The 26,118-nt window shown below is 63.3% G+C and carries 29 protein-coding genes; 10 read left to right on the forward strand and 19 right to left on the reverse strand.

What is annotated here, in order from left to right:
- Positions 1-19: 19 nt before the first annotated feature.
- Positions 20-721, forward strand: coding sequence for an orotidine-5'-phosphate decarboxylase (gene pyrF / locus BMI89_RS10060; RefSeq protein ID WP_078570847.1), 702 nt, complete (start codon positions 20-22; stop codon positions 719-721).
- A gap of 10 nt (positions 722-731) precedes the next feature.
- On the opposite strand, the gene BMI89_RS10065 is transcribed toward pyrF, so the two are convergent.
- The 8 genes from BMI89_RS10065 to def (BMI89_RS10095) all read right to left on the reverse strand — a co-directional run bounded on the left by BMI89_RS10065 (position 732) and on the right by def (BMI89_RS10095) (position 4,926).
- Complete coding sequence (locus tag BMI89_RS10065; protein ID WP_078541725.1) at positions 732-971, reverse strand: hypothetical protein; 240 nt, start codon at positions 969-971, stop codon at positions 732-734.
- 156 nt (positions 972-1,127) lie between these two features.
- Positions 1,128-1,436, reverse strand: coding sequence for a hypothetical protein (locus tag BMI89_RS10070; RefSeq protein WP_078522375.1), 309 nt, complete (start codon positions 1,434-1,436; stop codon positions 1,128-1,130).
- A gap of 112 nt (positions 1,437-1,548) precedes the next feature.
- Positions 1,549-1,824 (reverse strand): hypothetical protein, encoded by a 276-nt coding sequence (locus tag BMI89_RS10075; protein ID WP_078570808.1) that lies wholly within the window; start codon positions 1,822-1,824, stop codon positions 1,549-1,551.
- Positions 1,824-2,705: an SPFH domain-containing protein gene (locus BMI89_RS10080; RefSeq protein ID WP_078541726.1), complete on the reverse strand. Its 882-nt coding sequence runs from the start codon at positions 2,703-2,705 to the stop codon at positions 1,824-1,826. The genes BMI89_RS10075 and BMI89_RS10080 overlap by 1 nt, the downstream gene beginning before the upstream one ends.
- Before the next feature lie 21 nt (positions 2,706-2,726).
- Positions 2,727-2,885, reverse strand: coding sequence for a hypothetical protein (locus tag BMI89_RS20845; protein WP_168175220.1), 159 nt, complete (start codon positions 2,883-2,885; stop codon positions 2,727-2,729).
- Between the two features lie 95 nt (positions 2,886-2,980).
- Positions 2,981-3,877 (reverse strand): methionyl-tRNA formyltransferase, encoded by an 897-nt coding sequence (fmt, locus tag BMI89_RS10085; RefSeq protein WP_078570809.1) that lies wholly within the window; start codon positions 3,875-3,877, stop codon positions 2,981-2,983.
- Positions 3,878-3,880: 3 nt separating this feature from the next.
- Entirely contained in the window at positions 3,881-4,381 is a 501-nt protein-coding gene (gene def, locus BMI89_RS10090) for a peptide deformylase (RefSeq protein ID WP_078570810.1), read from the reverse strand.
- Positions 4,381-4,926, reverse strand: coding sequence for a peptide deformylase (def, locus tag BMI89_RS10095; RefSeq protein ID WP_075775430.1), 546 nt, complete (start codon positions 4,924-4,926; stop codon positions 4,381-4,383). Before def (BMI89_RS10095) ends, def (BMI89_RS10090) begins: the two co-directional genes overlap by 1 nt.
- A gap of 129 nt (positions 4,927-5,055) precedes the next feature.
- Between def (BMI89_RS10095) and BMI89_RS10100 the strand changes: the two genes are divergently transcribed.
- The gene (locus tag BMI89_RS10100; protein WP_078570811.1) at positions 5,056-6,231 is read left to right on the forward strand and encodes a MalY/PatB family protein; all 1,176 of its coding nucleotides are present in this window, start codon (positions 5,056-5,058) and stop codon (positions 6,229-6,231) included.
- Positions 6,232-6,277: 46 nt separating this feature from the next.
- Here BMI89_RS10100 and BMI89_RS10105 read toward each other — a convergent pair whose 3' ends face one another.
- Positions 6,278-6,625, reverse strand: a complete 348-nt coding sequence (locus BMI89_RS10105; protein ID WP_078570812.1) for a hypothetical protein — start codon at positions 6,623-6,625, stop codon at positions 6,278-6,280.
- A gap of 195 nt (positions 6,626-6,820) precedes the next feature.
- Between BMI89_RS10105 and BMI89_RS10110 the strand changes: the two genes are divergently transcribed.
- Complete coding sequence (locus BMI89_RS10110) at positions 6,821-7,999, forward strand: lytic murein transglycosylase (RefSeq protein WP_078570813.1); 1,179 nt, start codon at positions 6,821-6,823, stop codon at positions 7,997-7,999.
- An 18-nt stretch (positions 8,000-8,017) separates the two neighbouring features.
- On the opposite strand, the gene BMI89_RS10115 is transcribed toward BMI89_RS10110, so the two are convergent.
- The gene (locus tag BMI89_RS10115; protein WP_078570814.1) at positions 8,018-9,352 is read right to left on the reverse strand and encodes an HlyD family type I secretion periplasmic adaptor subunit; all 1,335 of its coding nucleotides are present in this window, start codon (positions 9,350-9,352) and stop codon (positions 8,018-8,020) included.
- Entirely contained in the window at positions 9,349-11,112 is a 1,764-nt protein-coding gene (locus BMI89_RS10120; protein WP_078570815.1) for a type I secretion system permease/ATPase, read from the reverse strand. Before BMI89_RS10120 ends, BMI89_RS10115 begins: the two co-directional genes overlap by 4 nt.
- 280 nt (positions 11,113-11,392) lie before the next feature.
- Here BMI89_RS10120 and BMI89_RS10125 point away from each other — a divergent pair, with 280 nt between their 5' ends.
- On the forward strand, positions 11,393-12,106 hold the full coding sequence (locus tag BMI89_RS10125) for a VacJ family lipoprotein (RefSeq protein WP_078570848.1): 714 nt from the start codon (positions 11,393-11,395) through the stop codon (positions 12,104-12,106).
- Positions 12,069-12,692, forward strand: a complete 624-nt coding sequence (locus tag BMI89_RS10130) for an ABC transporter substrate-binding protein (RefSeq protein WP_078570816.1) — start codon at positions 12,069-12,071, stop codon at positions 12,690-12,692. Before BMI89_RS10125 ends, BMI89_RS10130 begins: the two co-directional genes overlap by 38 nt.
- A 91-nt stretch (positions 12,693-12,783) precedes the next feature.
- Here BMI89_RS10130 and BMI89_RS10135 read toward each other — a convergent pair whose 3' ends face one another.
- Positions 12,784-15,003, reverse strand: coding sequence for a transglycosylase domain-containing protein (locus BMI89_RS10135; protein WP_078570817.1), 2,220 nt, complete (start codon positions 15,001-15,003; stop codon positions 12,784-12,786).
- Between the two features lie 270 nt (positions 15,004-15,273).
- Here BMI89_RS10135 and BMI89_RS10140 point away from each other — a divergent pair, with 270 nt between their 5' ends.
- Positions 15,274-15,612, forward strand: a complete 339-nt coding sequence (locus tag BMI89_RS10140) for a P-II family nitrogen regulator (RefSeq protein ID WP_078522388.1) — start codon at positions 15,274-15,276, stop codon at positions 15,610-15,612.
- 25 nt (positions 15,613-15,637) lie between these two features.
- Positions 15,638-16,975, forward strand: a complete 1,338-nt coding sequence (locus BMI89_RS10145) for an ammonium transporter (protein WP_143593877.1) — start codon at positions 15,638-15,640, stop codon at positions 16,973-16,975.
- 72 nt (positions 16,976-17,047) lie between these two features.
- Here BMI89_RS10145 and BMI89_RS10150 read toward each other — a convergent pair whose 3' ends face one another.
- From BMI89_RS10150 to smpB, 6 genes are all read right to left on the reverse strand, one after another.
- Positions 17,048-18,610, reverse strand: a complete 1,563-nt coding sequence (locus BMI89_RS10150) for a DHA2 family efflux MFS transporter permease subunit (protein ID WP_078570819.1) — start codon at positions 18,608-18,610, stop codon at positions 17,048-17,050.
- Between the two features lie 3 nt (positions 18,611-18,613).
- The gene (locus BMI89_RS10155) at positions 18,614-19,744 is read right to left on the reverse strand and encodes an HlyD family secretion protein (protein WP_078570820.1); all 1,131 of its coding nucleotides are present in this window, start codon (positions 19,742-19,744) and stop codon (positions 18,614-18,616) included.
- Positions 19,737-20,189, reverse strand: a complete 453-nt coding sequence (locus BMI89_RS10160) for a MarR family transcriptional regulator (RefSeq protein WP_078570821.1) — start codon at positions 20,187-20,189, stop codon at positions 19,737-19,739. Before BMI89_RS10160 ends, BMI89_RS10155 begins: the two co-directional genes overlap by 8 nt.
- A 141-nt stretch (positions 20,190-20,330) precedes the next feature.
- Complete coding sequence (locus tag BMI89_RS10165) at positions 20,331-21,512, reverse strand: amino acid aminotransferase (protein ID WP_078570822.1); 1,182 nt, start codon at positions 21,510-21,512, stop codon at positions 20,331-20,333.
- On the reverse strand, positions 21,512-22,369 hold the full coding sequence (gene sseA, locus BMI89_RS10170) for a 3-mercaptopyruvate sulfurtransferase (protein WP_143593878.1): 858 nt from the start codon (positions 22,367-22,369) through the stop codon (positions 21,512-21,514). Before sseA ends, BMI89_RS10165 begins: the two co-directional genes overlap by 1 nt.
- Before the next feature lie 83 nt (positions 22,370-22,452).
- Positions 22,453-22,926: an SsrA-binding protein SmpB gene (gene smpB / locus BMI89_RS10175; protein ID WP_078522393.1), complete on the reverse strand. Its 474-nt coding sequence runs from the start codon at positions 22,924-22,926 to the stop codon at positions 22,453-22,455.
- A 103-nt stretch (positions 22,927-23,029) separates the two neighbouring features.
- Here smpB and BMI89_RS10180 point away from each other — a divergent pair, with 103 nt between their 5' ends.
- Entirely contained in the window at positions 23,030-23,479 is a 450-nt protein-coding gene (locus BMI89_RS10180) for an ion channel (RefSeq protein ID WP_078541739.1), read from the forward strand.
- A gap of 46 nt (positions 23,480-23,525) precedes the next feature.
- Here the strand turns inward: BMI89_RS10180 and BMI89_RS10185 are convergent, their stop codons facing one another.
- Positions 23,526-23,978, reverse strand: coding sequence for a hypothetical protein (locus BMI89_RS10185; protein ID WP_078541740.1), 453 nt, complete (start codon positions 23,976-23,978; stop codon positions 23,526-23,528).
- Positions 23,979-24,144: 166 nt separating this feature from the next.
- Here BMI89_RS10185 and msrP point away from each other — a divergent pair, with 166 nt between their 5' ends.
- Both msrP and msrQ read left to right on the forward strand, forming a co-directional pair.
- Positions 24,145-25,074 carry a protein-methionine-sulfoxide reductase catalytic subunit MsrP gene (msrP, locus tag BMI89_RS10190; RefSeq protein ID WP_078570823.1) on the forward strand — a complete coding sequence of 310 codons (930 nt, stop codon included), beginning with the start codon at positions 24,145-24,147 and terminating at the stop codon, positions 25,072-25,074.
- Positions 25,074-25,679: a protein-methionine-sulfoxide reductase heme-binding subunit MsrQ gene (gene msrQ, locus BMI89_RS10195; protein WP_078570824.1), complete on the forward strand. Its 606-nt coding sequence runs from the start codon at positions 25,074-25,076 to the stop codon at positions 25,677-25,679. The genes msrP and msrQ overlap by 1 nt, the downstream gene beginning before the upstream one ends.
- Positions 25,680-26,118: the final 439 nt, after the last annotated feature.

The following is a 26,118-nucleotide window of genomic DNA, read 5'->3' on the forward strand; positions in this document are numbered from 1 at the left end:
CGCCCCAGCGATGACCGACATGACCCTGCCCGCCGACGACCGTCTCATCGTCGCCCTCGACGTGCCGAGCGCCTATGAAGGCCTCGTGCTGGCGAACCAGCTGGGCGACTCGGTGTCCTTCTACAAGATCGGTCTGGGGATGCTCACGGGCGGCGGCCTCGCGCTGGCCAGCGAGCTGAAGCAGGATCAGGGCAAGCGCATCTTCCTCGACATGAAGCTGTTTGACATCGGCGCGACGGTCGAGAACGCCGTGCGCGGGCTGGCACAGTTCGATCTCGACTTCCTGACCGTGCATGGCGACCCCTATGTGGTGAAGGCCGCCAAGGAAGGCGCGGCGGGCACCGATCTGAAAATCCTCGCCGTGACGATCCTGACCTCGCTCGACCGCGAGGACCTGAACGGTGCGCTGATCAAGGATGGCGCGATCAGCGATCTCGTGGCGGAACGTGCGGGGCGCGCGTTTGAGGCGGGTGCGGATGGCGTGATCGCCTCGCCGCAGGAAGCCGCCATGATCCGCGCGCTGCCCGAGGCGGAGGGCCGTCTGATCGTGACGCCGGGCGTGCGTCCGACCGGGGCCGATCTTGGCGATCAGAAGCGGATCGCGACCCCGGCGGCGGCCGTGGGCGCAGGGGCCGACCATATCGTCGTCGGTCGCCCGATTCACCGCGCGCCCGATCCGCGGGCTGCGGCGGAAGCGATCCTTCAAGAGCTGCGCGGCTGATTAACATTTCTTACTGGCCGTCGCCGCCTGTCGCCGGGCCGCTCGTCTTCGATTCGGGCGCCACGTCGACCTTCGCGGCGTTCGGGTCGGACATCTGCTGCTCGCTCGGCGGATCGGTGGCGGCGTCGTCACCCCCGTCGATTGGCGTATCGGCAACGAGCCAGACCACGACACCCAGTGCCGCGACCAGCGCAACTAGGGTGAGTATCAGGCCGCCGATACTGCTCTGTCGGTTCGAATCCTTGGCCATTCTTGCTCGCCTCTTCGCTTTGATCCCTCGGTAAAGGAAACGCGAGGCTTTGACCTGCGTTCCTCCTCCCGTCATCAGATAGGCGGAGCATGGCGCAAAATGAAACGGCGCCCCGCAGGACGCCGCTTCACTTGCACGTGATCTTCGAAAGCGGGATCAGTTCGAGCCGCCGCTTTGCGTGGTGGCCTCAGCCGACGCGCCGCTCGTGTCGGTGCTGCCGCTGTCGCTGGCTGCCGCATCGCCCGAGGCGTCGGCGCTCGACGAATCCGCCGGGGCTGCGTTGTCGTTGTTCTCGATCGTGACCGAGGTGGCGCTCGCATCGCTCTCGGTGGGCGCAGTGCTGGCGCTTTCGTCGCCGGGCGACATCATGAGCCAAAGAACGATGCCGAGGGCGACGACGACCGCGCCCAGAACGAAATAGATGCCGCCCAGACCCGAGCGTTCGTGATTATGCGTGTCAGACATGATGATCTCCTGTCGATTTTCATCTCTCTGTATTGGCGAGAGAACATCGATAGGCCGCTTCCAGTTCCCGCGATGCGCGGGAAGTCGCCGGCAGCGGTTTCGTCACACGTCTTCAGTTCTCGTTGATATCGTCATGCCATTGCTTCACCTGACCGCGCCGCACGCCCATCAGTTTGCGCAGCGCGAGCCATGCGATGATCGACAGAACCGCGAAGGTGATCAGCGTGATCGGCACCGACTTTCCGACGATGCCGATCCAGATCAGGCCGCCGGTGACCACCGTCCCGATCGAGAAGCCGAGGAAGATGAAGCCGGGGATGATCATCTCGGCTCCGCCCAGCACCAGACCGGCCAGAACCCAGACCCACGGAAGTTGCCAGAGGTCCATCACGCTTTCCTCAGAAGCTGGAAGGCGTCGGTGAAGGCCTCGAGGGCTGCTGCAGGTAGGATCACGGTCTGCTTGCCTTCGCCCTTGGCCACCTGAGCCAGCGCATCGACCTGTTTCAGCGCGACCTGATATTGCGCGGCTTCCAAGCCGTTCTTCGCAATCGCCAGCGCGACGACTTCCGTAGCATAGGCTTCGGCATCGGCCGAGATGCGGCGCGCCTCGGCCTCTTTCTGCGCCTGGAACAGCTGGGCTTCGGCGGCGAGTTCGACCGCGCGCTTCTTGCCCTCGGCCTCGGTCACCTGCGCCCGGCGCGCGCGCTCGGCGTTGAGCTGTTGCAGCATCGCGGCGCGGGTCGCCTCGTCGAGATTGACGTCGAGAATCTCGGCGCGCGTCACCTCGATCCCCCAATCGTCGACCATCACGGCGACCTGCTCGCGGACCTTCTCGATCAGGCGGGCACGGTTCGATTGCACCTCGTCGAGCTCGATCACCCCGATCTCGGAGCGCACGATCCCCGCAACGGTCGTCGCGATCGCGGCGTCGACATCGCGGATACGGTAGACGGTCTTTTCCGGCTCGGTGATCCGGTAGAAGACTGAGGTTTCGACCTTCACCAGCACGTTGTCGGCGGTGATCGCGTCCTGCATCGCGTTGGGCAACTGACGCTCGAGGATCGAGATCTTGTGCGGCACTCGGTCGAGGAACGGCACGATGAAGTTGATGCCGGGGCCGAGCACCGCGCGCAGCCGCCCGAAGCGCTCCACGACGTGCTTCTCGGATTGCGGCACGATCCGCACGCCGAGGAAGACCGACAGGATCAACAGAACCGCGACGGCGATCATCACGATATCGCTGCCGGTTAGGGAATTAAGGAAATACATCTGGGCCTCGACCTTCTGAACTCACACTTGATTACCGGGAAAGACGCGCAAGGCGAGCAGCGTCAGCACCACGAGCACGGCCCAGCCACCGGGCCGTGAGATGAGCCAGACCGCGAGCGCGAAGCCTATCCCGACGATACGACTGCTCGCCGTTGCGAGAAAGCCGAACAGCACGCCCATCAGGCGAATTCCATCAAATTGGGGGTCATCGACTGCTCCTTGTGGTTTTTCCACAAGTTTGCCGCAACTTCCGCGATTTGGGAAGGCTGTTGCGCTCAGCCTAGGCGTGCAGGCAGGCGCAGGCCGCGCAATACGTCGGCGCCGGACATCGGACGCTTGCCCGGGCGTTGGGCTTCGAGGATTTCCAGCGCGCCCGTGCCGCAGGCGATGGTAAACCCGTCGAGGATCTCGCCCGGTGCGCCGCTTCCCTCTGCCGGGGCGGCGCGCAGCAGCTTGATCCGTTCACCCGCGATTTCGGTCCAGGCACCCGGGAAGGGCGAGAGCCCGTTGATATGCCGGATCACCTCGTCGGCCGGGCGCGTCCAGTCGACCTGCGCTTCGGCCTTGTCGATCTTCGCGGCATAGGTCACGCCATCCTCGGGCTGCGGCTGCAGGATCAGCGAGTCGATCTCCGACAGCGCGTCGAGGATCAGCCGCGCGCCCATCGCGCTCAGCCGATCATGCAGCTCGCCGGTGGTCTCGGTCGCGCCGATCTCGGTCGCTTCGCGCAGCAGAACCGGCCCGGTATCGAGTCCGGCTTCCATCTGCATGATGCAGATGCCCGTCTGGCTGTCGCCGGCCATGATCGCCCGGTGGATCGGGGCCGCCCCGCGCCAGCGCGGCAAAAGCGAGGCGTGGATATTCAGGCAGCCCTTCGCGGGCGCATCCAGAATGGCCTGCGGCAGGATCAGCCCGTAGGCGACCACGACCGCGATATCGGCATTCAGCGCGGCAAAGGCGTCGCGATCCTCGGGGGCTTTGAAATTCCGCGGGGTACGCACCTCGATCCCCAGTTCCTCAGCCTTGGCATGGACCGGCGAGGGGCGCTCTTTCTTGCCGCGACCGGCGGGTCGGGGCGGCTGGCTATAGACGGCGACAACCTCATGCGCGCCGGCCAGCGCCTCCAGAACGGGGACGGAGAACTCCGGCGTTCCCATGAAGATGACGCGCATCGCTTAGCCTTTCGCGAGTTTCTTCGACTTCTGCACCAGCATCTTGCGGCGCAAGGGCGAGAGATGATCGACATACATCTTGCCGTTGAGGTGATCGATCTGGTGCTGGACGCTCGTCGCCCAGAGGCCCACGAAGTCGCGGTCCTCCATCTCTCCGTCTTCATTGAGGAAGCGCACCGTAACCGCGCGGGGCCGCTTGATCGGGGCGGAGATGCCCGGCAGGTTCGGCGACGCCTCTTCATGCTTGCGCATCTGCACCGACGCATGAAGCACTTCCGGATTCGCCATCCGCACGGCCTGACCGCGCTTGTCGGATGCATCGACCACGGCGAGGCGCATCATGATGCCGATCTGGGGGGCTGCAAGCCCGACGCCCGGCATCGCGTCCATCGTCTCGACCATGTCGTCCCAGATCATCCGAACGGTCTCAGTGATCGTCTCGACCGGCTCGGCGGGGCGATGCAGGCGGCGGTCGTCATAGGGGATGAAGGCGCGCGAAGCCATCAGAGGATCGGATCCTTGGCGGCGCCCGCACGGGCGCGCTCGCGCTTGAGCTTCTCCATCTTGCGGGTGATCATCTTGCGCTTCATCGGACCGAGATAGTCGATGAACAGCTTGCCGTTGAGGTGGTCGAACTCGTGCTGCGCGCAGGTCGCCCAGAGCGCGTCGAACTGCTCCTCATGGCTTTGCCCGTCGAGGCCGAGCCACTTCATCCGCACCTCGGAGGGGCGCGTCACCTCGGCATATTGATCCGGGATCGACAGGCAGCCTTCCTCGTAGACATTGGTCTCTTCCGAAGTCCAGCTGATCTCGGGATTGATCAGGACCATCGGCTCGGGGGCCGCTTCCTTGTCCTTCACGCAATCCATCACGAAGATCCGCTTCATCACGCCGACCTGCGGCCCGGCCAAGCCGATGCCGGGCGCGTCATACATGGTCGCGAGCATGTCATCGGCGAGTTTGCGGATCTCGTCGTTAACTTCGGGCACCGGCTCGCAAACCTTTTTCAGGCGCGGATCGGGATGGATCAGGATCGGTCGTAGCGTCATGGGCAGGGATTTAGGCGAAGCAATGCGTCTGTGCAATGGCAGCGGTGATTGTGCCAGTGACAAAACGCCGTTTGTAACCCGGCTTTGCTTTTGCTCAGATGCGCCCGATCCGACCAATGAGAGGCCCAGATGAGCAAACCCGACTTCGACGAAATCATCGACCGCGTAGGCACCCATTCGCAGAAATGGGACGGGATGGAAAAGTATTACGGGGTTTCGCCGGAAGACGGGATCGCGATGTGGGTCGCGGACATGGATTTCCGCCCGCCCACCTGCGTGCAGCGCGCGCTCGAGGACATGGTCGGTCAGGGTATCTATGGGTACTGGGGCGGCGATGACGAGTATCGCGCCGCAATCCAGTGGTGGATGCGCGAGCGCCACGGCTGGGAGATCGAGCCGGACTGGATCTTCACGACCCACGGTCTGGTCAACGGCACGGCGCTTTGCGTCGATGCCTATACCGATCCGGGCGATGCCATCGTTCTGATGACGCCGGTCTATCACGCCTTCGCGCGGGTCATCCGCGCGGCCGGGCGCGAGGTGCGCGAATGCCCGCTGAAACTGGTCGATGGCCGCTACGAGATGGATTTCGACGCCTGGGACGGTCTGATGACGGGGGCCGAGGAGATGCTCGTCCTCTGCTCACCGCATAATCCCGGCGGGCGCGTCTGGACCCGCGCGGAGCTTGAGGCCACGGCGGTGTTCGCGAAGCGCCACGGGCTGGTGCTGGTCTCGGACGAGATTCACCATGACATCGTGATGCCGGGCGAAACCCATATTCCGATGGCGAATGCCGCGCCCGATCTGCCGCTGGTGATGATGACGGCCACCACGAAGACCTTCAACATCGCGGGCACGCATACGGGCAACGTGATCATCTCGGACCCGGATCTGCGCGCCCGATTCGCGTCGCGGATGGCGGCCTTGGGGATCTCGCCCAATAGTTTCGGCATCGCGATGGCGACGGCGGCCTACAGCCCCGAGGGGGCGGCGTGGGTCGATGAGTTGAACGCCTATCTCGATGAGAACCGCCGGATTTTCGATCAGGGGGTCGCCGAGATTCCGGGGCTGCATTCGATGCCGCTCGAAGCGACCTATCTCGCTTGGGTCGATTTCTCCGGCACCGGAATGGAGCCCGAGGAATACAAGTCGCGTGTTTTGAAGGACGCGAAGATCGCGGTGAATTTCGGGGCGACTTTCGGCGCGGGGGGAGAAAAATTCCTGCGCTTCAACCTCGCCACGCCGCGGGCGCGGGTGCGCGAGGCGGTCGATCGCCTGCAAGCCGCCTTCTCTGATCTGCAATGAAAAAGGGCCGGTTTTCCGGCCCTTTCCTTTGAAATCTCGGTCTCGCTCAGATCTTCGTCAGGTAGCCCGATAGCGTCGGCCCTTCCTGCGCAAAATCGAGCGCCGCGCGATCGCTGACGGGCGTTTCGCGCTTCACCGTGCAGATCAGTTCGTTCCCCTGAATTTCCGAGGCCACGATCAGGCAGGTCGCGACGTGCTTGGGTCCGTCATAGAGATCGACATGGCCGCGTAGATGCGAGACCTCGTCGGCATCCAACGCGAAGCCACCCGGCACCCGGCGCAGCACCGGCCAGATCTGACCGCCTGCGAGAACACGCAGGCGTGCCTTTTTCGCCGCATCGCGTTTCTGCGCGGCGCGCAGTCCTTCAAGGACCTCCTTAGGCAGGAATTCCATGACATCCTCCAACAGCTTCCCCGTGATCCATGCTGATCACCTCAATGTAAAAAGCAAGTTAACCATTCAGACGATCCGATTCTGCGGCTGCAAAGAGTGCTGAAATTGCAACGGCTTGCATGGCCGCCGCATCGGGTTGTCGCGCTGGGCCGCGCGAGATAGCGTCGAGGGTGACCGCGCAACCCGGAGGCTCTCATGCGTAAAGCTCTGCTCACCCTGACCCTCGCTCTCTCGCCCGTACTCTCCCCCGGTTTGGCACAAGCCGAGTGCGGCGGTAGCTGGTCCGGTTTCCTGTCCGGGATTCGCAGCGATCTGCAGGCGGCTGGATTGAACGCGCAGCAGGCCGACGCGTTCCTCGCCGGTGCGCGGCAGAATCAGGCCGTGTTGCGGGCGGACCGGGCGCAGGGGGTGTTTCGCAAGACCTTTCTCGAATTCGCGAGCGCGGTGATCAGCAAGAACCGGATGGTCAACGGGGCGAAAAACGCCAAGCGCTATGCGAAAACCTTCGAACGGATGGAGCAGACCTACGGCGTCTCGCGCGGGGTTCTGCTGGCCTTCTGGGCGCTCGAGACCGATTACGGCGCGGTGCAGGGCGATTTCAACACGCGCGATGCGCTGCTGACGCTGGCCCATGATTGCCGCCGACCCGAGCTGTTCCGCCCGCAGGTGATTGCCGCGGGCGAGCTGTTCCGGCGCGGCGATTTCGATCCCAAGCGAACCACCGGTGCCTGGGCCGGGGAAATCGGGCAGGTGCAGATGCTGCCCGAGGACATCCTGCACAACGGGGTCGATGGCGATGGCGACGGGCATGTGCGCCTGAAGACCTCGGCGCCCGATGCGCTGATGTCGGGGGCGAAGATGCTGCGCGATCTGGGGTGGCGCCCGAACGAGCCGTGGATGCAGGAAGTGACTGTGCCCAACAATCTCGATTGGTCCCAGACCGGGCTCACCACCGAATTGCCGGTCTCCGAATGGGCGGCGCGCGGCGTGCGTGCGCGGCAGGGGCAGCTTGCGCGCAATCTGCGCGGATCGCTCCTTTTGCCGATGGGGCGCAAGGGGCCAGCCTTTCTCGTCTATCCGAATTTCCGCGTGCTGTTCGAATGGAACAAGAGCTTCGTCTACGTCACAAGCGCGGCCTATTTCGCCACGCGCCTCGAAGGGGCGCCGCGCCTCGATCCCGGCGCGCCCGAACCGGGGCTGAGCGTGTCGCAGATGAAGCGGTTGCAGGAGAAGCTGGTCGCAAAGGGCTATGACGTGGGTGCGGTCGACGGCATCCTCGGCGCCAACACCCGCAACGCTGTCCAGAGCGCGCAAGAGAGGTTCGGACTGTCCGCGGATGGTTGGCCGACGCGCGCCTTGCTCGATCGGTTGTGACCGCGTCGGGGCGGGCGGTCACCCCGCTGCGCCGCCAAGTGCGAAGAAATCGAGAAACGGGCTGAGCAGGTAGCGGATCGGAGAGACCGGCGCGGTCTGCAGGAAAACCTCGGCGGGCATACCGGGCACGAGAAGCCTGCGTTCCTCCGCGTCGAGCTCGCCCATATCGAAGGTGATCCGCACTTTGTAATAGCTTGCGCCGGTCGCCGGATCGGTCAGCGTGTCCGGGGAGATACGCGTGATCGTGCCTGTCACGTCGCTCGAGATTCGCCGTGACAGTCCCGGAAAGCGGAGGATCGCAGTTTGGCCTGCCGCCACGCCGTCGATATTGGTCGGATCGACCTGCGCATTGATGATGAGCGGCCTCCCCGTCTCGACGATTGCCATCGCCATCTCCGCCGGGCGCAGCACCGCGTGTGCGCCGCGCAAGCGCACATCGTGCACCGTGCCGCTGACTGGCGCGCGTAGGGTGCGCCGCGCCAATTCGTGGCGCAGATGTGTGGTGCGGGCAGAGAGCTCGTTGGCGCGGGCATTGCTGGATTCGAGTTGCGATTCGATTTCCTCCCGGCGTTGCCATTGCAGCCGCGACGCGGTGAGCACCACGCCGCCGCTTTGCACCGTGAGCTGCGTTTTTTGGGCGCTTAACGCGCCGAGTTGTCGCTCCAGCGAGACCTGTTCGCGGGTGAGGGCGAGGATTTGCGCCGATGTGGCGAGGCCGCGATCCTTCAGCCGTTCGCGGAGCGCGAGTTCCTTTTCGATCAACCGCTCTTCGCGTTCCAGCGCCGTGACCTGCGCATCGAGCCCGTCGCGCTGCGCGCGGATTTGCTGCAGCTGCCGCGCCATTTCGGCGCGTTGCTGAGCGAAGGACTGTTTGCGGGCTTCGAACAGGGAATTCTGCCCCTCGACCAGATCGGTGACATCCGCGCGGAGCTTGGCCGCCTCCAAAAGCTGCCTCGGATAAGGGACCGTGTTCGCGCCGTCCCGTTCGGCTTGCAGCCGCGCGCGCTGCGCCTGCAGGGCGAAATCCGAGGCTTCGACGATGGCCAGCTCGGTCCGGATGTCGTCCGAGGCAAGGCGCATCAGCACTTGGCCACGGGTGACGTGATCGCCGCTTTTGACATAAATCTGTTCGATGGTCCCGCCGGTCGGATGCTCGATCACATGGCGGGAGCTGTCGACTTCGATCCGTCCTGAGGCCTGGATCGATCCGGCGAGCCGCGTGACGGTGAGCCAAAGGGCGGATCCGATGAAGAGGGCGACGATCGCCGCGAGGCCGAAGCTGATCGGGACGCCATGTTGCGAAGGGGTGCAGCAGGTGCCCCCTTGCCCGGAATGGATGCAGGCGTCGCTCACGCGGCGTTGTCCGCGCGTGGAACCACGCGGGCCTTCGTGGCCGAGGCGATCATGCGCTTGAGGACGTCGTCACGCGCGCCGAGTGCGCGCTGCGCCCCGTGATCGAGTACGAGGATGCGTTCGCATTCGGCGAGCGCGCCGGGGCTGTTGGTCATCACGATCGCCGCGCCGCCGCGCGCCTTCAGATCGCTCAGCATCGTGTGCAGACACGCGCCGCCATCTCCACTGAGTAAGAGGTTTGGCTCATCGAGAATGAGGAGGATCGGATCGTGATAGAGCGCCCGCGAAAGCGCGACGAGCTGACGCTGGCGATCGGAGAGCGAAGCCCCCTCGAACTCGATCGGCGTGTCGTAGCCCGCGGGCATTTTGAGAATCATCTGATGCGCGCCGGCGCGTTCGGCTGCGGCGATGACCCGGTCCATGTCGGGCGCGAGGTCGAGCCGGGCGATATTCTCGGCCACGGTGCCGGGGAAAAAGGTGACCGATTGCGGAAGGTAGCCGATCAGCCGCCCCAAATTGTCGCGGCCGTATTGATCCAGCGGCACCTCGTTGAGGCGGATCGTGCCTGAGCTTGGATGGGCGAAGTTGCACAGGCTGCGCGCGAGAACGGATTTGCCTGCGCCGAGCGGGCCGATCACCCCGAGCGCCTCCCCGGGTTCGAGCGAGAAGCTGATCATCTCGATCGCCGCTCGGTCGGAATTGGCGGGCCGGACGGTGATGTCTTCGACGGCGAGGCGCGCCTTCGGGCTCACCCACTCAGTGCCCTTTTGCGCGGCCGGGTGAGCGCCGAGCAGGGCCGCGAGCCGGTCGCGGGCGACGGTGGCGCGCTGCCATTGCGTCCACCCACCCACGGCAAGCTCGACCGGCGCGAGCGATCGACCCATCAGGATCGAGGCGGCGATCATCGCCCCCGCGCTCAACTCGCCTTGCAGGACGAGATAGGCGCCAAGCGCCAGCATCGAGGTTTGCAGCAGCATCCGCAGCGCACGCATCGAGGCATGGAAGCTGCCGCTGAGATCGGTGGCCCGAATCGCGTTGTTCATCGATTCATGTCGTGCCGCCTGCCAGCGTTTGAAGCCGCTTTCGCGCATTCCGAGCGAAACGACCGTTTCGATCTGGCGGAGAAAATCGTTTCCGAGATACCGGGCTTTGTTTTCGAGCTGCGTGGTCTCTTCCATTCGCCCGCGCGTGACGAATTGCGTAGCGAGAGACAGCAGGATCAACGTGGCCCCTCCGGCGAAGGCCAGAGCGCCGAGCCACGGGTGGAACACAAACAGCACTCCGAGATAGAGCGGCGTCCAGGGTAGATCGAACACCGCTGCCGCGACCGGGGAGGCATAATAGCGCTGGACGATTTCCAGGTCGCGCAGGGCGTTGTTGGAGGACCGCTCCTGCGTGTTGATGGTGGCGTCGATGATGGCGGCGTCGAACACGCGCCGCTCGAGACCGCGCTGATGATCCGCCCCGATTCGGGCTAGCAGGCGACCTCGAGCCCAATCAATGACGCCCATCATCGTGAAGAGAAAGGCCACCAGCAGAAACAGGTTGATCAGCGTCGGCAAGGACCGCGCGGGCAGCACGCGGTCATAGACCTGCAGCATGAACAGCGGCCCCGCGAGAACGAGCAGATTGATGAAGGCCGCAAATATTGCGACCAGCACGAATTGCCTTCGTACCCGGCCCAGCAGCCGGGCCATCTCCCGTCGTCCTTTGACGATGTTGCGTTTGATGATGGCTTGATCGGTGTTGGAATATGGCATCGTGCTCTCCCCGCGATGACGGGCACTGATCGGAGCGCCGCGCTAGGCAAGGGTGGTGCGAGGGCGCTGAACGGGGCGTTAATTTCCCCGCGCCTTTTCCCGTCAATTCGATCCATTTCTTCCGGAACTCCGGAGTTCTGAGCGACTCGCGTTGCGGCAAGACCGGATGCGCCCTATCTATTTCAGGACCTAAGCCGCAACGCAGGGGGGAGCGACTTTGGCGCAGGAATTAGAACAGAAGGCCTCGGCGCGCATCGGTGTGCGGTGGTCTGCGGTGGCTATGATGACGGCGCTTGCGCTGGGGTTGGCCGCCTGCGCGCCTGCGCCGCCCGCGACCGGCATTCAGGACCCTTACGAGGCGGCAAATCGCAAGACGCATGAGTTCAACAAGAAGCTCGACTCGGCCTTCTTCCGCTCCGATTCGACCGATGGCAGTGGCCCCGGGCCGGTGACGAAAACGCTCTACAATGTCGGCAGCAATCTCAGCCTTCCGGGGAAGGTGCTCAACTCTCTGCTGCAAGGACGACCCGAGCCGGCCGTGAAGAACACCTTCCGATTCTTCATCAACTCGACGATCGGGCTGGGAGGGATTTTCGATCCGGCAGGGACGGATTTCTCGTTGCCCGAGACGGATACCGATTTCGGCGAGACGCTGCATGTCTGGGGCGTGGGCGAGGGTAATTATCAGGAATTGCCGGTCTTCGGGCCGTCCACGACGCGTGATACAGTCGGGATGGTCGTCGATTTCGTGATCGACCCGCTGGGCGCGCTGCCCGACAAGGAGCGCATCGCCGCAGGGGCGCTACGCTTCGGCGGCAATGTCGCGAAGCGCAACATGTATGGCACCACTGTCGATTCGATCCTGTACGACAGTGCCGACAGCTATGCTCAAAGCCGGCTTCTGTATCTGCAGAACCGACGCTACGAACTCAATGGCGAGGAGGCCACCGATGCGAATGCCTACGATCCCTACGAAGACCTTCTGCCGCAATAGGCGGCAGGTTCTGGGCCTCGGCGCGGCGGGTCTGGTGGCGGCGATGGTGCCGGGGTCGGCATATGCGCTGACGGATGCGCAGGCGCGCGCGCTCATCCAGAAAGCGGTGAACGAGGTCAACGCAGCCATCGCCTCGGGGCGCACCGGGCCCGCGCTCTATGCGATGTTCGAACGGATTTTCGCGCGATATGCGGATGTGAACGTCATCGCGCGTTCGGCGTTGGGCGTGGCGGCGCGGCAGGCGAGCCCGGCGCAGCTCGCGGCCTTCACCAAGGCGTTCCAGGGCTACCTCTCGCGCAAATACGGTAAGCGGTTCCGTGAGTTCCAGGGCGCGAAGTTCCAGATTCAGGGCGCCCGCCCGATCAAAACCTTCTACGAGGTGAAGACGCTCGCGACCCTGCCGGGGCAGGCGCCGTTCGAGGTGCTGTGGCAGGTCTCGGATCGCTCGGGCAGCGACAAGTTCTTCAACCTGATCGTCGAGGGCGTGAACATGCTCGCCTCCGAACGGGCCGAGATCGGCGCGATGCTCGACCGTCGGCGCGGCAATATCAACGCGATGATCGAGGATCTGAAACGGGCGGGGTAACCGGCGCGGGCTTCGGCCTGGCAAGACACCGCACCAAATGAAAACGCCCGGGCCAGTGGTCCGGGCGTTTCTTTCGTTTCGGGTCGGTCGCTCAGTTGCTGCCGAAGATGTTGAGCAACTCGTTGAGGATCGACTGCGACGGATCGCGCCGCTGCCGCTGGGGCTGGGCGGGCGCTTGACCCGCGCTCTGGCTTTGACCCTGAGACTGCTGAGCCGGCACCTGCCAGTCGCCCGGATGGGCCATCGGGAGCGGCTTGGGATCTTCACCGTTGAGCACACGCTTCATCGTCTCGTGGAAGATCTCGGCGGGCAGGCCACCCCCGGTCGTGCCTTTCAGCGGCGTGTTGTCGTCATTGCCCATCCAGACGCCGACGACGTAATCCGAGGTGAAGCCTACGAACCAAGCATCGCGCGCGCTCTGCGTGGTGCCGGTCTTGCCTGCGATCTCGTAGCCGTCGATGTTGGCGCGGCGGCCGGTGCCGTGCAGCACCACCTGACGCATCATGTAGGTCAGTTCCTGCGCCGCTTTCTTCGAGATCACGCGCTCGCCGATGCCGCCGGGCTTGCCGAAGAGCGGCTGGTCGTCGCCTTTCAGCGTCAGCGAGGTCAGGCCATAGGGCTGCACCGAAGAGCCGCCATTGAGGATGCCCGCATAGGCCCCTGTCATGTCGAGCAGGTCCGATTCCCCAACGCCAAGCGCCACCGAGGGGAGGTTCGGCAGGTCCTGCGCAAAGCCGAACCCTTCCGCGACCTTGATGACATTCTCGCGTCCCACCGCTTCGGAAACGCGCACGGTGGCGACGTTCACCGAATGCTCCAGCGCGGTCGTCAGTGTGATCGGCCCCATGTAGCTGCGCTCGTAGTTGCGCGGGCTCCAATCGGGCGAGCCGGGCATCTTCACCGTGACCGGCGCGTCATCCACCATCGAATCCGGGGTGTAGCCCAGATCTAGCGCGGTCGCGTAGACGAAGGGCTTGAAGGTCGAGCCGGTCTGCCGCTGCGCCATGGTCGCGTGGTTGAACGCACCCGAGACCTTCGTGGCCCGACCGCCAACCATGCCGCGCACGGCGCCATCTGCGCTCATCACGACGATCGCGGATTCGGCCTTCGAGCCTTTGGAGACCTTGTTGTCGTAGACCGACTTCATCGCGTCTTCGGCCGCCGACTGGATGCGCTGATCGAGCGTTGTGTTGATGACCACATCCTCGGTCGTGTCGCGTGACAGGAAGTCCGGGATCGTGTCCATCACCCAGTCCGCGAAATAGCCGCCCGCGCGTTTCTGTGCCGCCTGGCTCAGCGTGGCGGGGTTGTTCTTCGCGTCGAGATACTGCCGGTCCGTCAGGTAATTTTGCTCATGCATGAGGCTGAGCACGGTCGCGGCCCGTTCCTGCGAACGCTCGAGGCTCGAAGTCGGGGCGTAATAGCTAGGGGCTTTCAGAAGACCGGCCAGCATCGCGGCCTGCTGCGGATCGACATTGGCCGCCGAGATGCCGAAATAACGCTCCGACGCGGCCTCGAAGCCGCGCGCACCCGCACCGAGATAGGCGCGGTTGAGGTAGATCGAAAGGATTTCATCTTTCGAGTATTTCAGTTCCAGCGCGAAGGCGTAGGGCACTTCCTTGATCTTGCGGCGCAGACCGCCCGAACGGCAGTCATTCTCATAGGCGGCTTCGTTCTTCCATTTCTTCGGGTCGAACTTCACGCCGAGGCACAGGAGCTTCGCGGTCTGCTGCGTGATGGTCGAACCGCCGTTGCCGTCGAACGGTCCGCGCCCCTCGCGCATGTTGATTGCCATCGCCGAGGCGATGCCGCGCGGCGAGATGCCGAAGTGGTGGTAGAAGCGGCGATCTTCGGTCGCGACCACGGCGTCGCGCAGATAGGGCGAGACGTTTTTCGCATCGATCTGGCCGCCGAAGGTCTCGCCGCGCCAGGCGAAAACCTTGCCCTGATCGTCGAGCATCGTCACCGAGCCGCGGGTGCGGCCGTCGAGCAGCTTCGTGTAGTCAGGCAGGGTCGAGTAGAAATACAGCGTCGCTGCGCCCACCACGAGGGCGACGATCATCGCGAGGCGCCAGCCGACGCCCCAGACGACCCGCCAGATCAACCGAGCGAGGCCGATGATCAGACCGGTGATCGGCCCGTTGCGCCGCGGCGGCTTGCCTCGGCCGCCACCGCCACCTCCGCCGTTACCGCCACCCCGGCGCGCATTCTTGCGCGGCTTGGTGGGTTTCGATGCCTTGGGAGGCTGCTTCGACGAGGAATAGCGCTTGTCGGCCACGAGGCGCCCGCGCCCTCCGCCTTTCTGAGTCATCTGCCTGTTCCGCTGCCTGCGTTTTAATTGCGCGCAATCTACACGGGCCGACCCGAGATGTGCACCCGCGAAAAATCACGTTTCAGATTTGCAATGTGATTAAAAAAGCGGCAAAGCGCACAAATTGTGCAAATTTGAGCCAGAATCCGCTGAGGCTGCTACTCGGGCGGAACCTCGTTTCCTTGTGCGAAAGGGGCACAGCGGGCCTTTTAACACCGTGCGATGTCACCAAGCGGGCATCGAAAGGGCTGAACAAGGAAGGGATGTCAGGTGAAACTCATCATTGCAGCAATCAAGCCGTTCAAGCTGGAGGAGGTGCGCGAGGCGCTCACCACCATCGGCGTGCGCGGAATGATGGTGACCGAGATCAAAGGCTTCGGTGCCCAGTCGGGTCACACGGAAATCTATCGTGGCGCCGAATACGCCGTGAACTTCGTGCCGAAGGTCAAGCTGGAGATCGTCGTCGCGGACGGCCTCGCCGACGAGGTTGTCGACACGATCATGAAAGCCGCGAAAACCGACAAGATCGGCGACGGCAAAATCTTCGTTCTCGATGTCGGGCAGGCGGTTCGCGTGCGCACCGGCGAATCCAATGACGACGCGCTTTAAGGCGCGACAGGGGGAAAGTAGGAAAATGAACAAGCTTTCGAAAATCACCGGCCTTGCGGTCGCTCTGACCGCGGTGGCTCTGCCGGCGCTGGCGCAGGATGCCGCCGCGCCCGCGGCGATGGATCCGCCGGCCAATGAGATCGGCTTCATCCTGAACACCTTCATGTTCCTCGTCACCGGCTTCCTGGTGATGTGGATGGGCGCGGGCTTCTCGATGCTCGAGGCTGGCCTCGTGCGTTCGAAGAACGTGACCATGCAGTCGCTCAAGAACATCGCGCTCTTCGCGATCGCGGCGATCATGTACTACCTCATCGGCTACAACCTGATGTACCCGGGCGACGGCTGGTCGATCAACGGCGTGCTCGGTGCCTTCTCGACCACCTCGCTCGAGCCCGTTGGCGTCGGCGCGGATTCGGTCGACCTGACCTACGCTTCGGTCGGTTCGGACTTCTTCTTCCAGCTGATGTTCTGCGCCACCACCGCGTCGATCGTTTCGGGCACCCTGGCCGAGCGCATCAAGCTGTGGCCGTTCCTGATCTTCACCGTGATCCTGACGGGCTTCATCTACCCGATCCAGGCTTCGTGGAAATGGGGCGGCGGCTTCCTGGACGCCGATTTCGGTTTCCTCGACTTCGCTGGTTCGACCGTCGTGCACTCGGTCGGTGGCTGGGCAGCTCTCGCAGGCGCTCTGATCCTCGGCCCGCGTATCGGCAAGTATAAGGACGGCAAGGTCCAGGCTATGCCGGGTTCGAACCTGACGCTCGCCACGCTCGGTACCTTCATCCTGTGGCTCGGCTGGTTCGGCTTCAACGGCGGTTCGCAGCTCTACATGAACACCGTAGGCAACGTCGCCGATATCTCGCGCATCTTCGCCAACACCAACACGGCAGCTGCCGGTGGCGCGATCGCAGCGCTGATCCTGACCCAGATCCTCTACAAGAAGCCGGATCTGACCATGGTTCTCAACGGCGCTCTGGCTGGCCTCGTGTCGATCACGGCTGAGCCGCTGACCCCGAGCCTCGGTGCAGCGACCATCATCGGCGCGATCGGCGGTATCATCGTGGTCCTGCTGGTTCCGATGCTCGACAAGCTGAAGATCGACGACGTCGTGGGCGCTATCCCGGTCCACCTCGGCGCTGGTATCTGGGGCACGCTGGCTGTTCCGATCACCAACCCCGACGGCACCTTCTACGGTCAGATCGTCTCGATCATCATCGTCGGTATCTTCGTCTTCGCGGTCTCGGCAATCATCTGGTTCATCCTCAAAGCCGTCATGGGCATCCGCGCCCCGGCCGAGGACGAGATGATGGGCCTCGACAAGGCGGAACTGGGCATGGAAGCCTATCCGGAGTTCGTCAACTAAGGCGCCGCATCCAAGACAAAGCGAAAGGCCCGGGAGCGATCCCGGGCCTTTTTCATTGCGTCTGGTGTCGGCTTACTCGGTGACCGGAGCGCCTTGCGGCTTCTGGCCGCCGCCGCTGTTCTGGTAATCCGGCTTGCGCAGGAAGAAGACGAGCGGGATGGCCGCCAGCGTGACCCACATCATGAACTTGAAATCGTCCACGTAAGAGATCATCGCCGCCTGCTGCGTCGCGAGGTTGTTGAGCACCGTCAGGGCCGCCTCCCGCGACATGCCGCTCGCGCCGTTCATCACGCCCGACAGGTTCTGCGGATTGATCGCAGAGACGATCTCGGAATGGTTCACCGCGATATTGTGGGTGAGCAGCGCGGTCACGATCGAGATCCCGATGGACGAGCCGATATTGCGCAGAAGCGAGAACAGCGCCGTGCCGTCGCCGCGATATTCCGGGGCGAGCGTGGCGAAGGCCAGCGTCGAGATCGGCACGAAGACCGAGCCCAACCCGAAGCCCTGAATCACGCCCGAGATGATGATCCATTTCGGCCCCATCTGCGGCGAGAAGGTCGACATGATGTGCAGCGAATAGGCGGTTAAGGACAGCCCGACCACCACGAGGATGCGCAGGTCTATGACCTTCACCAATCGCCCGATCAGCAGCATCATGATCATCGCTCCCACGCCGCGCGGTGACATCACGAGGCCCGTCGTCAGCGTCGGATAACTGAAGATGTTCGACAGCATCGGCGGCAGCAGTGCCAGCGAGGCGAGCAGGATGATCCCGATCACGAAGATGAACAGCAGCCCCATCGAGAGGTTGCGGTCGAGGAACATCTTCGGCTCGAGGAAAGGCTTTTTCGCGCTGAAAATCCACACGAGGAAGACCCAGAACCCGCTGATCGCGAGCGCGGCCTCGATCCAGATCTCGCGCGAGGCGAACCAGTCGAGATCGGACCCACGATCGAGCATCATCTGCAACGACCCGATGGCCACCGCCAGCGCCGCGAAGCCGAAGAAGTCGAAGCCGATCTTCTTCTTGGGCGTCTCGGGCAGGAAGAAGGCGGAGCCCGCGATCGCGATCATCCCGAGCGGCACGTTGATGTAGAACACCCAGCGCCAGTTGATCACCTCGGTCAGATAGCCGCCCAGCGTCGGGCCGATGATCGGGCCAAGCATGATGCCGGCACCGAACATCGCCATCGCCTGCCCGTGCTTCTCGCGCGGGTTGATGTCGAGCATGAAGTTCTGCGCGAGCGGCACGATGGCCGCGCCGAACACGCCCTGCATGAGGCGGAAGATCACCATCACGTCGAGCGACCACGCGATCCCGCAAAGCATCGAGAAGACGACGAAGCCGATCACCGCGACCATGAAGATCTCGCGCCGCCCGAAACGGTTGGCGAGCCACCCCGACAGCGGCGTCACGATGGCCGCGGCCACGATATAGGAAGTCAGCACCCAGTTGATCGTATCGCGCGACGCGCCGAGGTCGGCGCGCATGTCGGGCAGGGCCACGTTCGCGATGGTGGTATCGAGCACCTGCATGATCACGGCCAGCATCAGCGACGCCATGATCAGCGCGCGATGCGGCACGTTATGCGGATCGATCCCCTTGGGTTGTTTCTCTGCGGCCTCGGCCATGACTTACTGCCCCTGTTGGGTCGTGCCCGCCACCGCGGCCGAGCTGTTGGCCTTGTCGAGGATGCGCTTGTAACGCGGCTGCGAGGCGGTATCGACGGTGACGCTGGCCGAGAGACCTGCGCGCAGGCCGTCGAGGTTCGCGCCTTCGTCGAGACGCAGGCGCACCGGAACACGCTGGGTTACTTTCACCCAGTTGCCGGTCGCGTTCTGCGCCGGAAGGATCGAGAACTCGGCCCCCGTACCTGCGCCGACCGCTTCAACCGTCGCGTGATATTCGCGATCCGGGAAGGCGTCGAATTCGACGGTGGCCGACTGGCCCTCTTGCATATGGGTCAGCGCGGTTTCCTTGAAGTTCGCGATCACCCAGACGTCGCTGGTATCGACCAGCGTGAAGAGGCTGGCGCCTGCACCGACCATCTCGCCCGGTTTGAACGAGGAGGCCTGATAGATGATGCCGTCAGTGGGCGCATCGACCTCGGTCTGCGAGAGATTGTACTTGGCGTCGTTGACCGCCACGATTGCCGATTTCACCGAGGGGTGTTCATCGACCTGAATCTCGGGATTGCCGTCGAGGGCGACTTTCGCCGACGCCACTTTCTGCTTCGCGGCGGCCAGCGTGTTCTGCGCGGCTTGCGTCGCCGTGCGCTGCTGGTCGAGCGCCTGCTGCGTCGTGGTGCCGGATTTGATCAGCTTTTCCTGACGGTTCAGCTGTTTCTCCTGATAAGCCGCGTTATCCGCCGCCTGTTTCTCGTCGGCGAGCGCAGCCTTGTAGGAGGCGCGAAGCTGTTCGACCTGCAGGCGGGCCTGCGACAGTGCGGCCTCTGCCTTGGCCAGCGCCAATTCGTAGGGCTTCTTGTCGAGCTCGAACAGCGGTGTGCCTTTTTTTACGTGCTCGTTGTCATGCACGAACACCTCGGTCACGCGGCCCGAGATTTGCGAGGCCACGGGAATCCGCGCCATCTGATAGTTGGCGTTCTCGGTGCTTTGCGAGCCACCGGCGCTCAGCCAGTACCACGCGCCGCCCAGTACGATGAGGGCGGGCACGAGAATAAGGAGCCAGAATTTCGGCCCCTTCTTCTGTTTCTGTTTCGGTTGGTTTGCCGCGCTGTCCGCGGTCGGGTTCTGGTCACTCATGATTTGTCTCTGACGTGGAGGAGGTGTCTTCGGAGAGGTTACGGATGATCGCCCGCAGGGTGTTCAGTGCGGTCGCGACTTCGTCATCGCTCAGTCCGGCCAGCGCCTGTTCGTAGATGTCATCCGCGATGGAGCGCGCATTCTCGAAGGCGTTGCGCGCCTTGGCCGAGGGATGCACGAGCTTGACGCGTCGATCGTTCGGATCAGGTTTGCGGCAGACCCAGTCGGCTTCTTCCATGCGGTCGACGAGGCGCGAGACCGAAATCGGTTCGATTTCGAGCAGCTCGGCCAGCCGGGCCTGCGCCAGCGCGCCCTCCTTCTTGAGGTAGACGAGCAGCCGCCATTGCGCGGTCGTCAGGCCGAACTCGTTGGCGCGTGCCTCGAAGCGACGGCGGATCAACCGCGTCGCGTCATGCAGGAGAAAACCTAGGCTCTGATCGGGCATCCGTGGCTCCGTTGAAATTAAAGTAAGCCTCTATATTATGAGCCTGCTTATTATTTCAAGGGCGCAACGCGGAAAAATCCGCCATGAAAAACGGCGGCCCGAATGGACCGCCGTTCTGAATTCACTTGTTGTCGGAATGGTTTAGACGCCAGCGTCGATCAGCGCGCGGGCCAGCAGCGGCACGCTGTTTTTGTTGAGGCCCGCGATGTTGATACGCGAGTCGCCGACCATATAGATCGCGTTGCCTTCCTTCATCGCAGCGACCTGCTCGGGCGTGGCGCCAAGGCGCGAGAACATGCCGCGGTGCTCTGCCACGAAGTCGAAGCGGTCGGAGTTGGACAGCTTGCGCAGCTCGTCGGCGAGTTGCTGACGCAATTCCAGCATGCCGGTGCGAACCTCTTCCAGTTCGGCTTCCCAATCGGCGCGCAGCTCGGGATCGGTGAGCACGCGGGTGACCAGCGCCTGCCCGTGATAGGGCGGGAAGGAGTAGGTCTGGCGGTTGAGATAGGCGAGGTTGCCCTGAACGGTTTTCTTGGTCTCTTCCGAACCCAGAACCATCAGGCAGCCGGTGCGCTCGCGATAGATGCCGAAGTTCTTCGAGCAGGACGCCGCGATCAGCACTTCCGGCAGACGCTCGGCGATCAGGCGGGTGCCTGCCGCATCGGCTTCAAGACCGTCCCCAAAGCCCTGGTAGGCGAGGTCGATCATCGGCACGGCGCCGGTCTCTTTCAGAAGGTCCGCAACCTTGCCCCACTGCTCGAGCGTCAGGTTCGCGCCGGTCGGGTTGTGGCAGCAGCCGTGCAGCAGCACGATGTCGCCTTCCGCGGCCCCCTTTAGGTCTTCCATCATCGCGTCGAAATCGACCGACCGGGTCTCGGCATCGAAATAGCGATAGGTTGTGAAGTCCTGATCCATGAATTTCAGGATCGAGAGGTGGTTCGGCCAGGTCGGATCGGAGACCCAGATCTTGGTGCCGGGGTTCGCCATGCGGGCAAGCTCGAAGCCCATGCGGCAGGCGCCGGTGCCGCCCACGGTCGAGAGGCAGGCCAGACGATCGGCCGGGTAGCCCTTGCCCAGAACCATCTCGGCCATCGCCGCGTGGAATTCCGGCTGGCCGGCGAGGCCCGCGTATTTCTTCGTGGTCTCATTGTCCCAGACCTGCTTTTCCGCCTTGTGGATGGCGCGCATGATCGGGGTTTCGCCTTCGGCGTTCTTGTAGACGCCGACGCCGAGATCGACCTTCTGGTCGCGCTCATCGGCGCGGTATTCTTCCATCAGCGCAAGGATTTTGTCTGGCGCCTGCGGCTTGAGATTGTTCAGCATCATGCTTCTCCCGTTGCGACCTTGAGGTCGTTATACATGCCCCATTCCGACCAAGACCCGTCATAGAGCGACCAGTCGGACTTGCCGATCAGCTCGAGCGCGAGCGACAGGATCGCGGCGCTGACACCGGAGCCGCAGGTCGTGATCGCGGGCTTCGACAGGTCGACGCCGGCGGCTTCGAACAGGGCCTTGATCTCTTCTGGGGATTTGAAGGTGCCCTCGGGGGTCAGCAGCTCGCCGAAGGGCAGGTTGCGCGAGCCGGGGATATGACCCGAACGCAGCCCCGGGCGCGGCTCCGTGCCGTTGCCGAGGAAGCGCTCGTTCGGGCGCGCGTCGATGATTTCGTGATCGCCGAGCTTGCTGGCATGGGCGACCTGCGTGACGTCTTTCACTAGACCGGGGTGGCGCTGCACCGTCATGTGACGGTCGCGCACCATCGGCGGCATGTCTTCGAGCGGGCGGCCCTCGGCCTCCCATTTCGGCAGACCGCCATCGAGCACCGCCACATCCGTCTTGCCCATGAGGCGGAAGGTCCACCAGACGCGCGGCGCGGAGAAGATCGAATGCTGATCGTAGATCACGACCTGGTGGCCGTCGCCGACGCCCATTGCGCGCATGCGAGAGATGAACTTCTCGGGCGGTGGCGCCATGTGCGGCAGATCCGAGCGATTGTCGGCGATATCGTCGATGTCGAAGAAGCGCGCACCGGGGATGTGCTTGGCGTCATAGGTCGCCTTCGCATCCCGCTCCATCTGCGGCAGGAACCACGAAGCGTCCAGAATGCGCAGGTCGGGGTCCTTCAGATGGGCAGCAAGCCAATCCGTCGATACGAGCGTTTTCGGGTCATCCATCGTCATGCGCCTCTTTTGCCGGTCGGGATTGCTTAGACTCAGCGGCGCGCAAGACGCAAGGGCAGGGCGGGTAAATCCGCCCCGTGCCCCTAGTAATTCTGCTTCAGAAGGCGCTGTTTCTGGCGGTTCCAGTCACGTTTCGCCTCTGTTTCGCGCTTATCGGCCTGCTTCTTGCCCTTGGCGATCCCGATCAGAACCTTCGCGATGCCCTTCTCGTTGAAGTACATCTTCAGCGGCACGATGGTCATACCCTCGCGCTGGGTGGCGTTCCACAGGCGCGCCAGCTCTCGCTTGGACACCAGAAGCTTGCGCTTGCGCCGCTCCTCATGGCCGAAATGCGAGGCTTGGTTCAGGCTCGCGATATAGGAGTTGATCAGCCACAATTCGGCATCCTCGACCGAGGCGTAGCTCTCGGCGATGTTCGTCTGCCCGACGCGCATCGATTTCACCTCGGAGCCTTGCAGCACGATGCCCGCCTCGAGGGTGTCCTCGACGGCGTAGTGATAACGGGCCTGCCGGTTCTCGGCGATCAGCTTGGAATTGGGGTCTGAATGCTTTGCCATAGTCGCATCGAGATAGGGCAGGCAAGCGGCTCTGTCCAGTGCGGCACCGCTACGCTTGACGCCCGTGCGGTGGCGCGAAATAGCTAGGGCAGGAGGAACGCCCATGATCATTCAGATCGCCATCGGTTCGGTGATGATGCTTTTGACTGTGTGCATCGCCGCGCTCAGCGCCTGGGCGATCGAGGCGACGTTCTCGCGGCTGCATTGGTGGATGCTGCGTGAGCCGCACCGTCCGAAACTGATGCTGATGGTTGTCGTCGCCGCCCTCTGGGCCTTGGCGATGGTTACGGCGGGCGTCTGGCTCTGGGCGTTCTGCTTCCGCATCCTGGGCGTGTTCAACACGATGGAGCAGTCCGTCTACTTCTCGCTCGTGAGCTTCACCACGCTGGGATACGGCGACATCCTGCTTTCGCATCAATGGCGCATCCTTGGCGGGATGGCGGCGGCGAACGGGCTGCTGAATGTGGGGCTTCTGACCGCGCTGCTGGTCGAGGTGATCCGCCATGTGCGCAAGAGCCAGCTGGAGGCCCGGGCCGAGCGCGGCGCGAGCTGAGCTGCTGTGCTCGCGCGCGCGGGTGCGCACGCGAGCTATATATCCGTCAGTCGAGCATCAGTGCGTCTTTGACGATCCCGGTCAGCATATCGGTGACCGGCTGCATCGACTCTTCGTCATAGGAGCGGAAGCCCACCGTCACGTGATCCGTGTCCTCGGGCGTCTGGTAGACGAAGATCGTGTAGGGGCAGTACTGGAAGTTGGTGATATCCGCCTCCATCACCTCGCGCGACGTCTGCGCCGAGCAGAAGGAGAATACGTCCGCGCCGGTGAACAGCGTCTTGGTGCTGCCGACCGCGTCTTTCGTGCGCTCCAGCATGTCACCGGTATGGCTGACGTGATCCACCACGAGCCCCGCGCCGATGATTGCGTTCTGCACTGCGAAGGTGACGTTGTCGAAGGTGTCTTCGGTGGTCCAGGTATGGGCGTCCCCGGCCGTTGCCGCGCTCGCCCCCACTGTGATGACCGCCGCGAGTGCGGCGCCGATGAAGCGTTTCATCTCTCTCTCCCTTGTCTCCCGATCAGACGACTTTGCGCCGTCCGTTGATCCAGTCTCGATACTGGCGCGTATTTTTATACGTGCCTAGAGGTAACAATGTCGCTGTAAGCTCCGAAGTGTAAGCGACGGGCACCGCCCCATATGTAGGGGCAGAGAGGAGAATTCCATGCGCAACATAAGACCGAACGATCCGAGCTGGGCCGATGTGACGCCGAAGGCCGACTTCCTGAACCGCCGCCAAATCATGGCAGGCGCGGGGGCCATGGCGCTTGGCTCGATTGCCGGGCCCAGCTTTGCCAGCATCGACGCCAAGCCCTCGAAATTCTCGACCGAGGCCAAGCCGAACACGCTCAAGGAGATCACCTCCTACAACAACTTCTATGAGTTCGGCTGGGACAAGTCCGACCCGGCGAAATATGCCGATCAGCTGGTGACCGACCCGTGGTCGATCGAGATCGACGGTATGGTCGACAAGCCCGGCTCCTATCCGCTCGACGATTTCCTCAAGCCCGTGACGCTCGAGCAGCGCATATACCGCTTCCGCTGCGTGGAAGCGTGGTCGATGGTCGTGCCGTGGATCGGCTTCGAGTTGTCCAGCCTCCTGAACCGCGTGGGCGTGCAGCCGTCCGCGAAATACGTGGCCTTCCAGACCCTCTACCGTCCCGAGCAGATGCCGGGGCAGAAACAGGGTGGTATCGACTGGCCCTATGTCGAGGGGCTGCGGATCGACGAGGCGATGAACCCGCTGACCATTCTGGCGACCGGGCTCTATGACGAAGAGATGCCGAACCAGAACGGCGCGCCGGTCCGCCTGATCGTGCCGTGGAAATACGGCTTCAAGTCGATCAAGAGCATCGTGAAAATCTCGCTGACCGACAAGCAACCGCCGACGACGTGGAACCAGCTTCAGCCGCGCGAATACGGCTTCTATGCCAATGTGAACCCGAAAGTGGATCACCCACGCTGGTCGCAGGCCACCGAACGCCGCGTGGGTGCGGGCCTCTTTGCCGGCCGTCAGGAGACGTTGATGTTCAACGGCTACGGTGACGAGGTCGCGCAGCTCTACAAGGGCATGGACCTCGCGAAGTATTACTGATGATCAGCGCAACCCTCTCCGCCCCGATCAACACCGCGCTGCGTCGTGTGCCCAGCTGGGCCGTCTATCTGGCGGGGCTGATCCCGCTGGCATGGGTGGTCTGGCTGACACTGACCGGCGGCATCGGCGTCGATCCCGTGAAAGCGATCGAGCATCGGCTGGGCAAGATCGCCCTGTGGTTCCTGATCGGCGGGTTGGCCATCACACCGGCGCGCCGATTCCTCGGCATTAACCTGATCAAGTATCGCCGCGCGATTGGCTTGCTGGCCTTCTTCTATGTGGCGCTGCACCTGATCGCCTGGGTGGTGCTGGATATGGGGATGCTCTGGGCACAAGCCGCGGCGGATCTCATCAAGCGCCCCTACCTCTTCTTCGGCATCACGGCTTTTGTGCTGCTGATCCCCTTGGCGGTGACGTCGAACAACGCCTCGATCCGCAAGCTGGGGAAGAACTGGCGGCGGATTCACATGCTGGTTTACCCGGCGGTGGCGCTCGGCGTGATTCACTACCTCTGGCAGATGAAGGTGATTTCCAGCGAGGGTTGGCTCTGGCTTGGTGTTTTCGTCGCCTTGATTGCGGTGCGATTCCGTTCGTTTCGCTGGTGACTCGGTTGGTTTGGTTTGCTGCCCTTGGGGCATGGTCCTCAGGAGGTTTCGCGGGGGTGGGTGATTTGCGCAAGATTCTTCCCTGCGCTGGTTTGGTGTGAATTGGGTGCATTTGCGGTGGTGTTGAAAGCGTAGCGATTTCAGTGAGTTGGTGAGTTCTTTCGAGAAAAGTGACAGTTTTTCGAAAAAGGCACTTGCGACTCCCGGGAGTGATCCGTAAATACCGCCTCATCGAAGCGGCACACACCGCAACGGGGCGCCGGAAGGGATCGCAAGAGACTGAAGGCGAAGGAAATTTTGGAGATACGGTTGGCAGGCGGCGCCCCAAGAGATTGAGGCGAGGCCGGTTGATTTTGTCTCCGCGCTCTTTGACATTGATAGATATCTGAAGAGATATGCGGGCGGTTTGGTCGATGATCGATGCGGACCGGAGCATATC

It is taken from the genome of Thioclava sp. F36-7, assembly GCF_002020075.1.
GTDB lineage: Bacteria > Pseudomonadota > Alphaproteobacteria > Rhodobacterales > Rhodobacteraceae > Thioclava > Thioclava sediminum.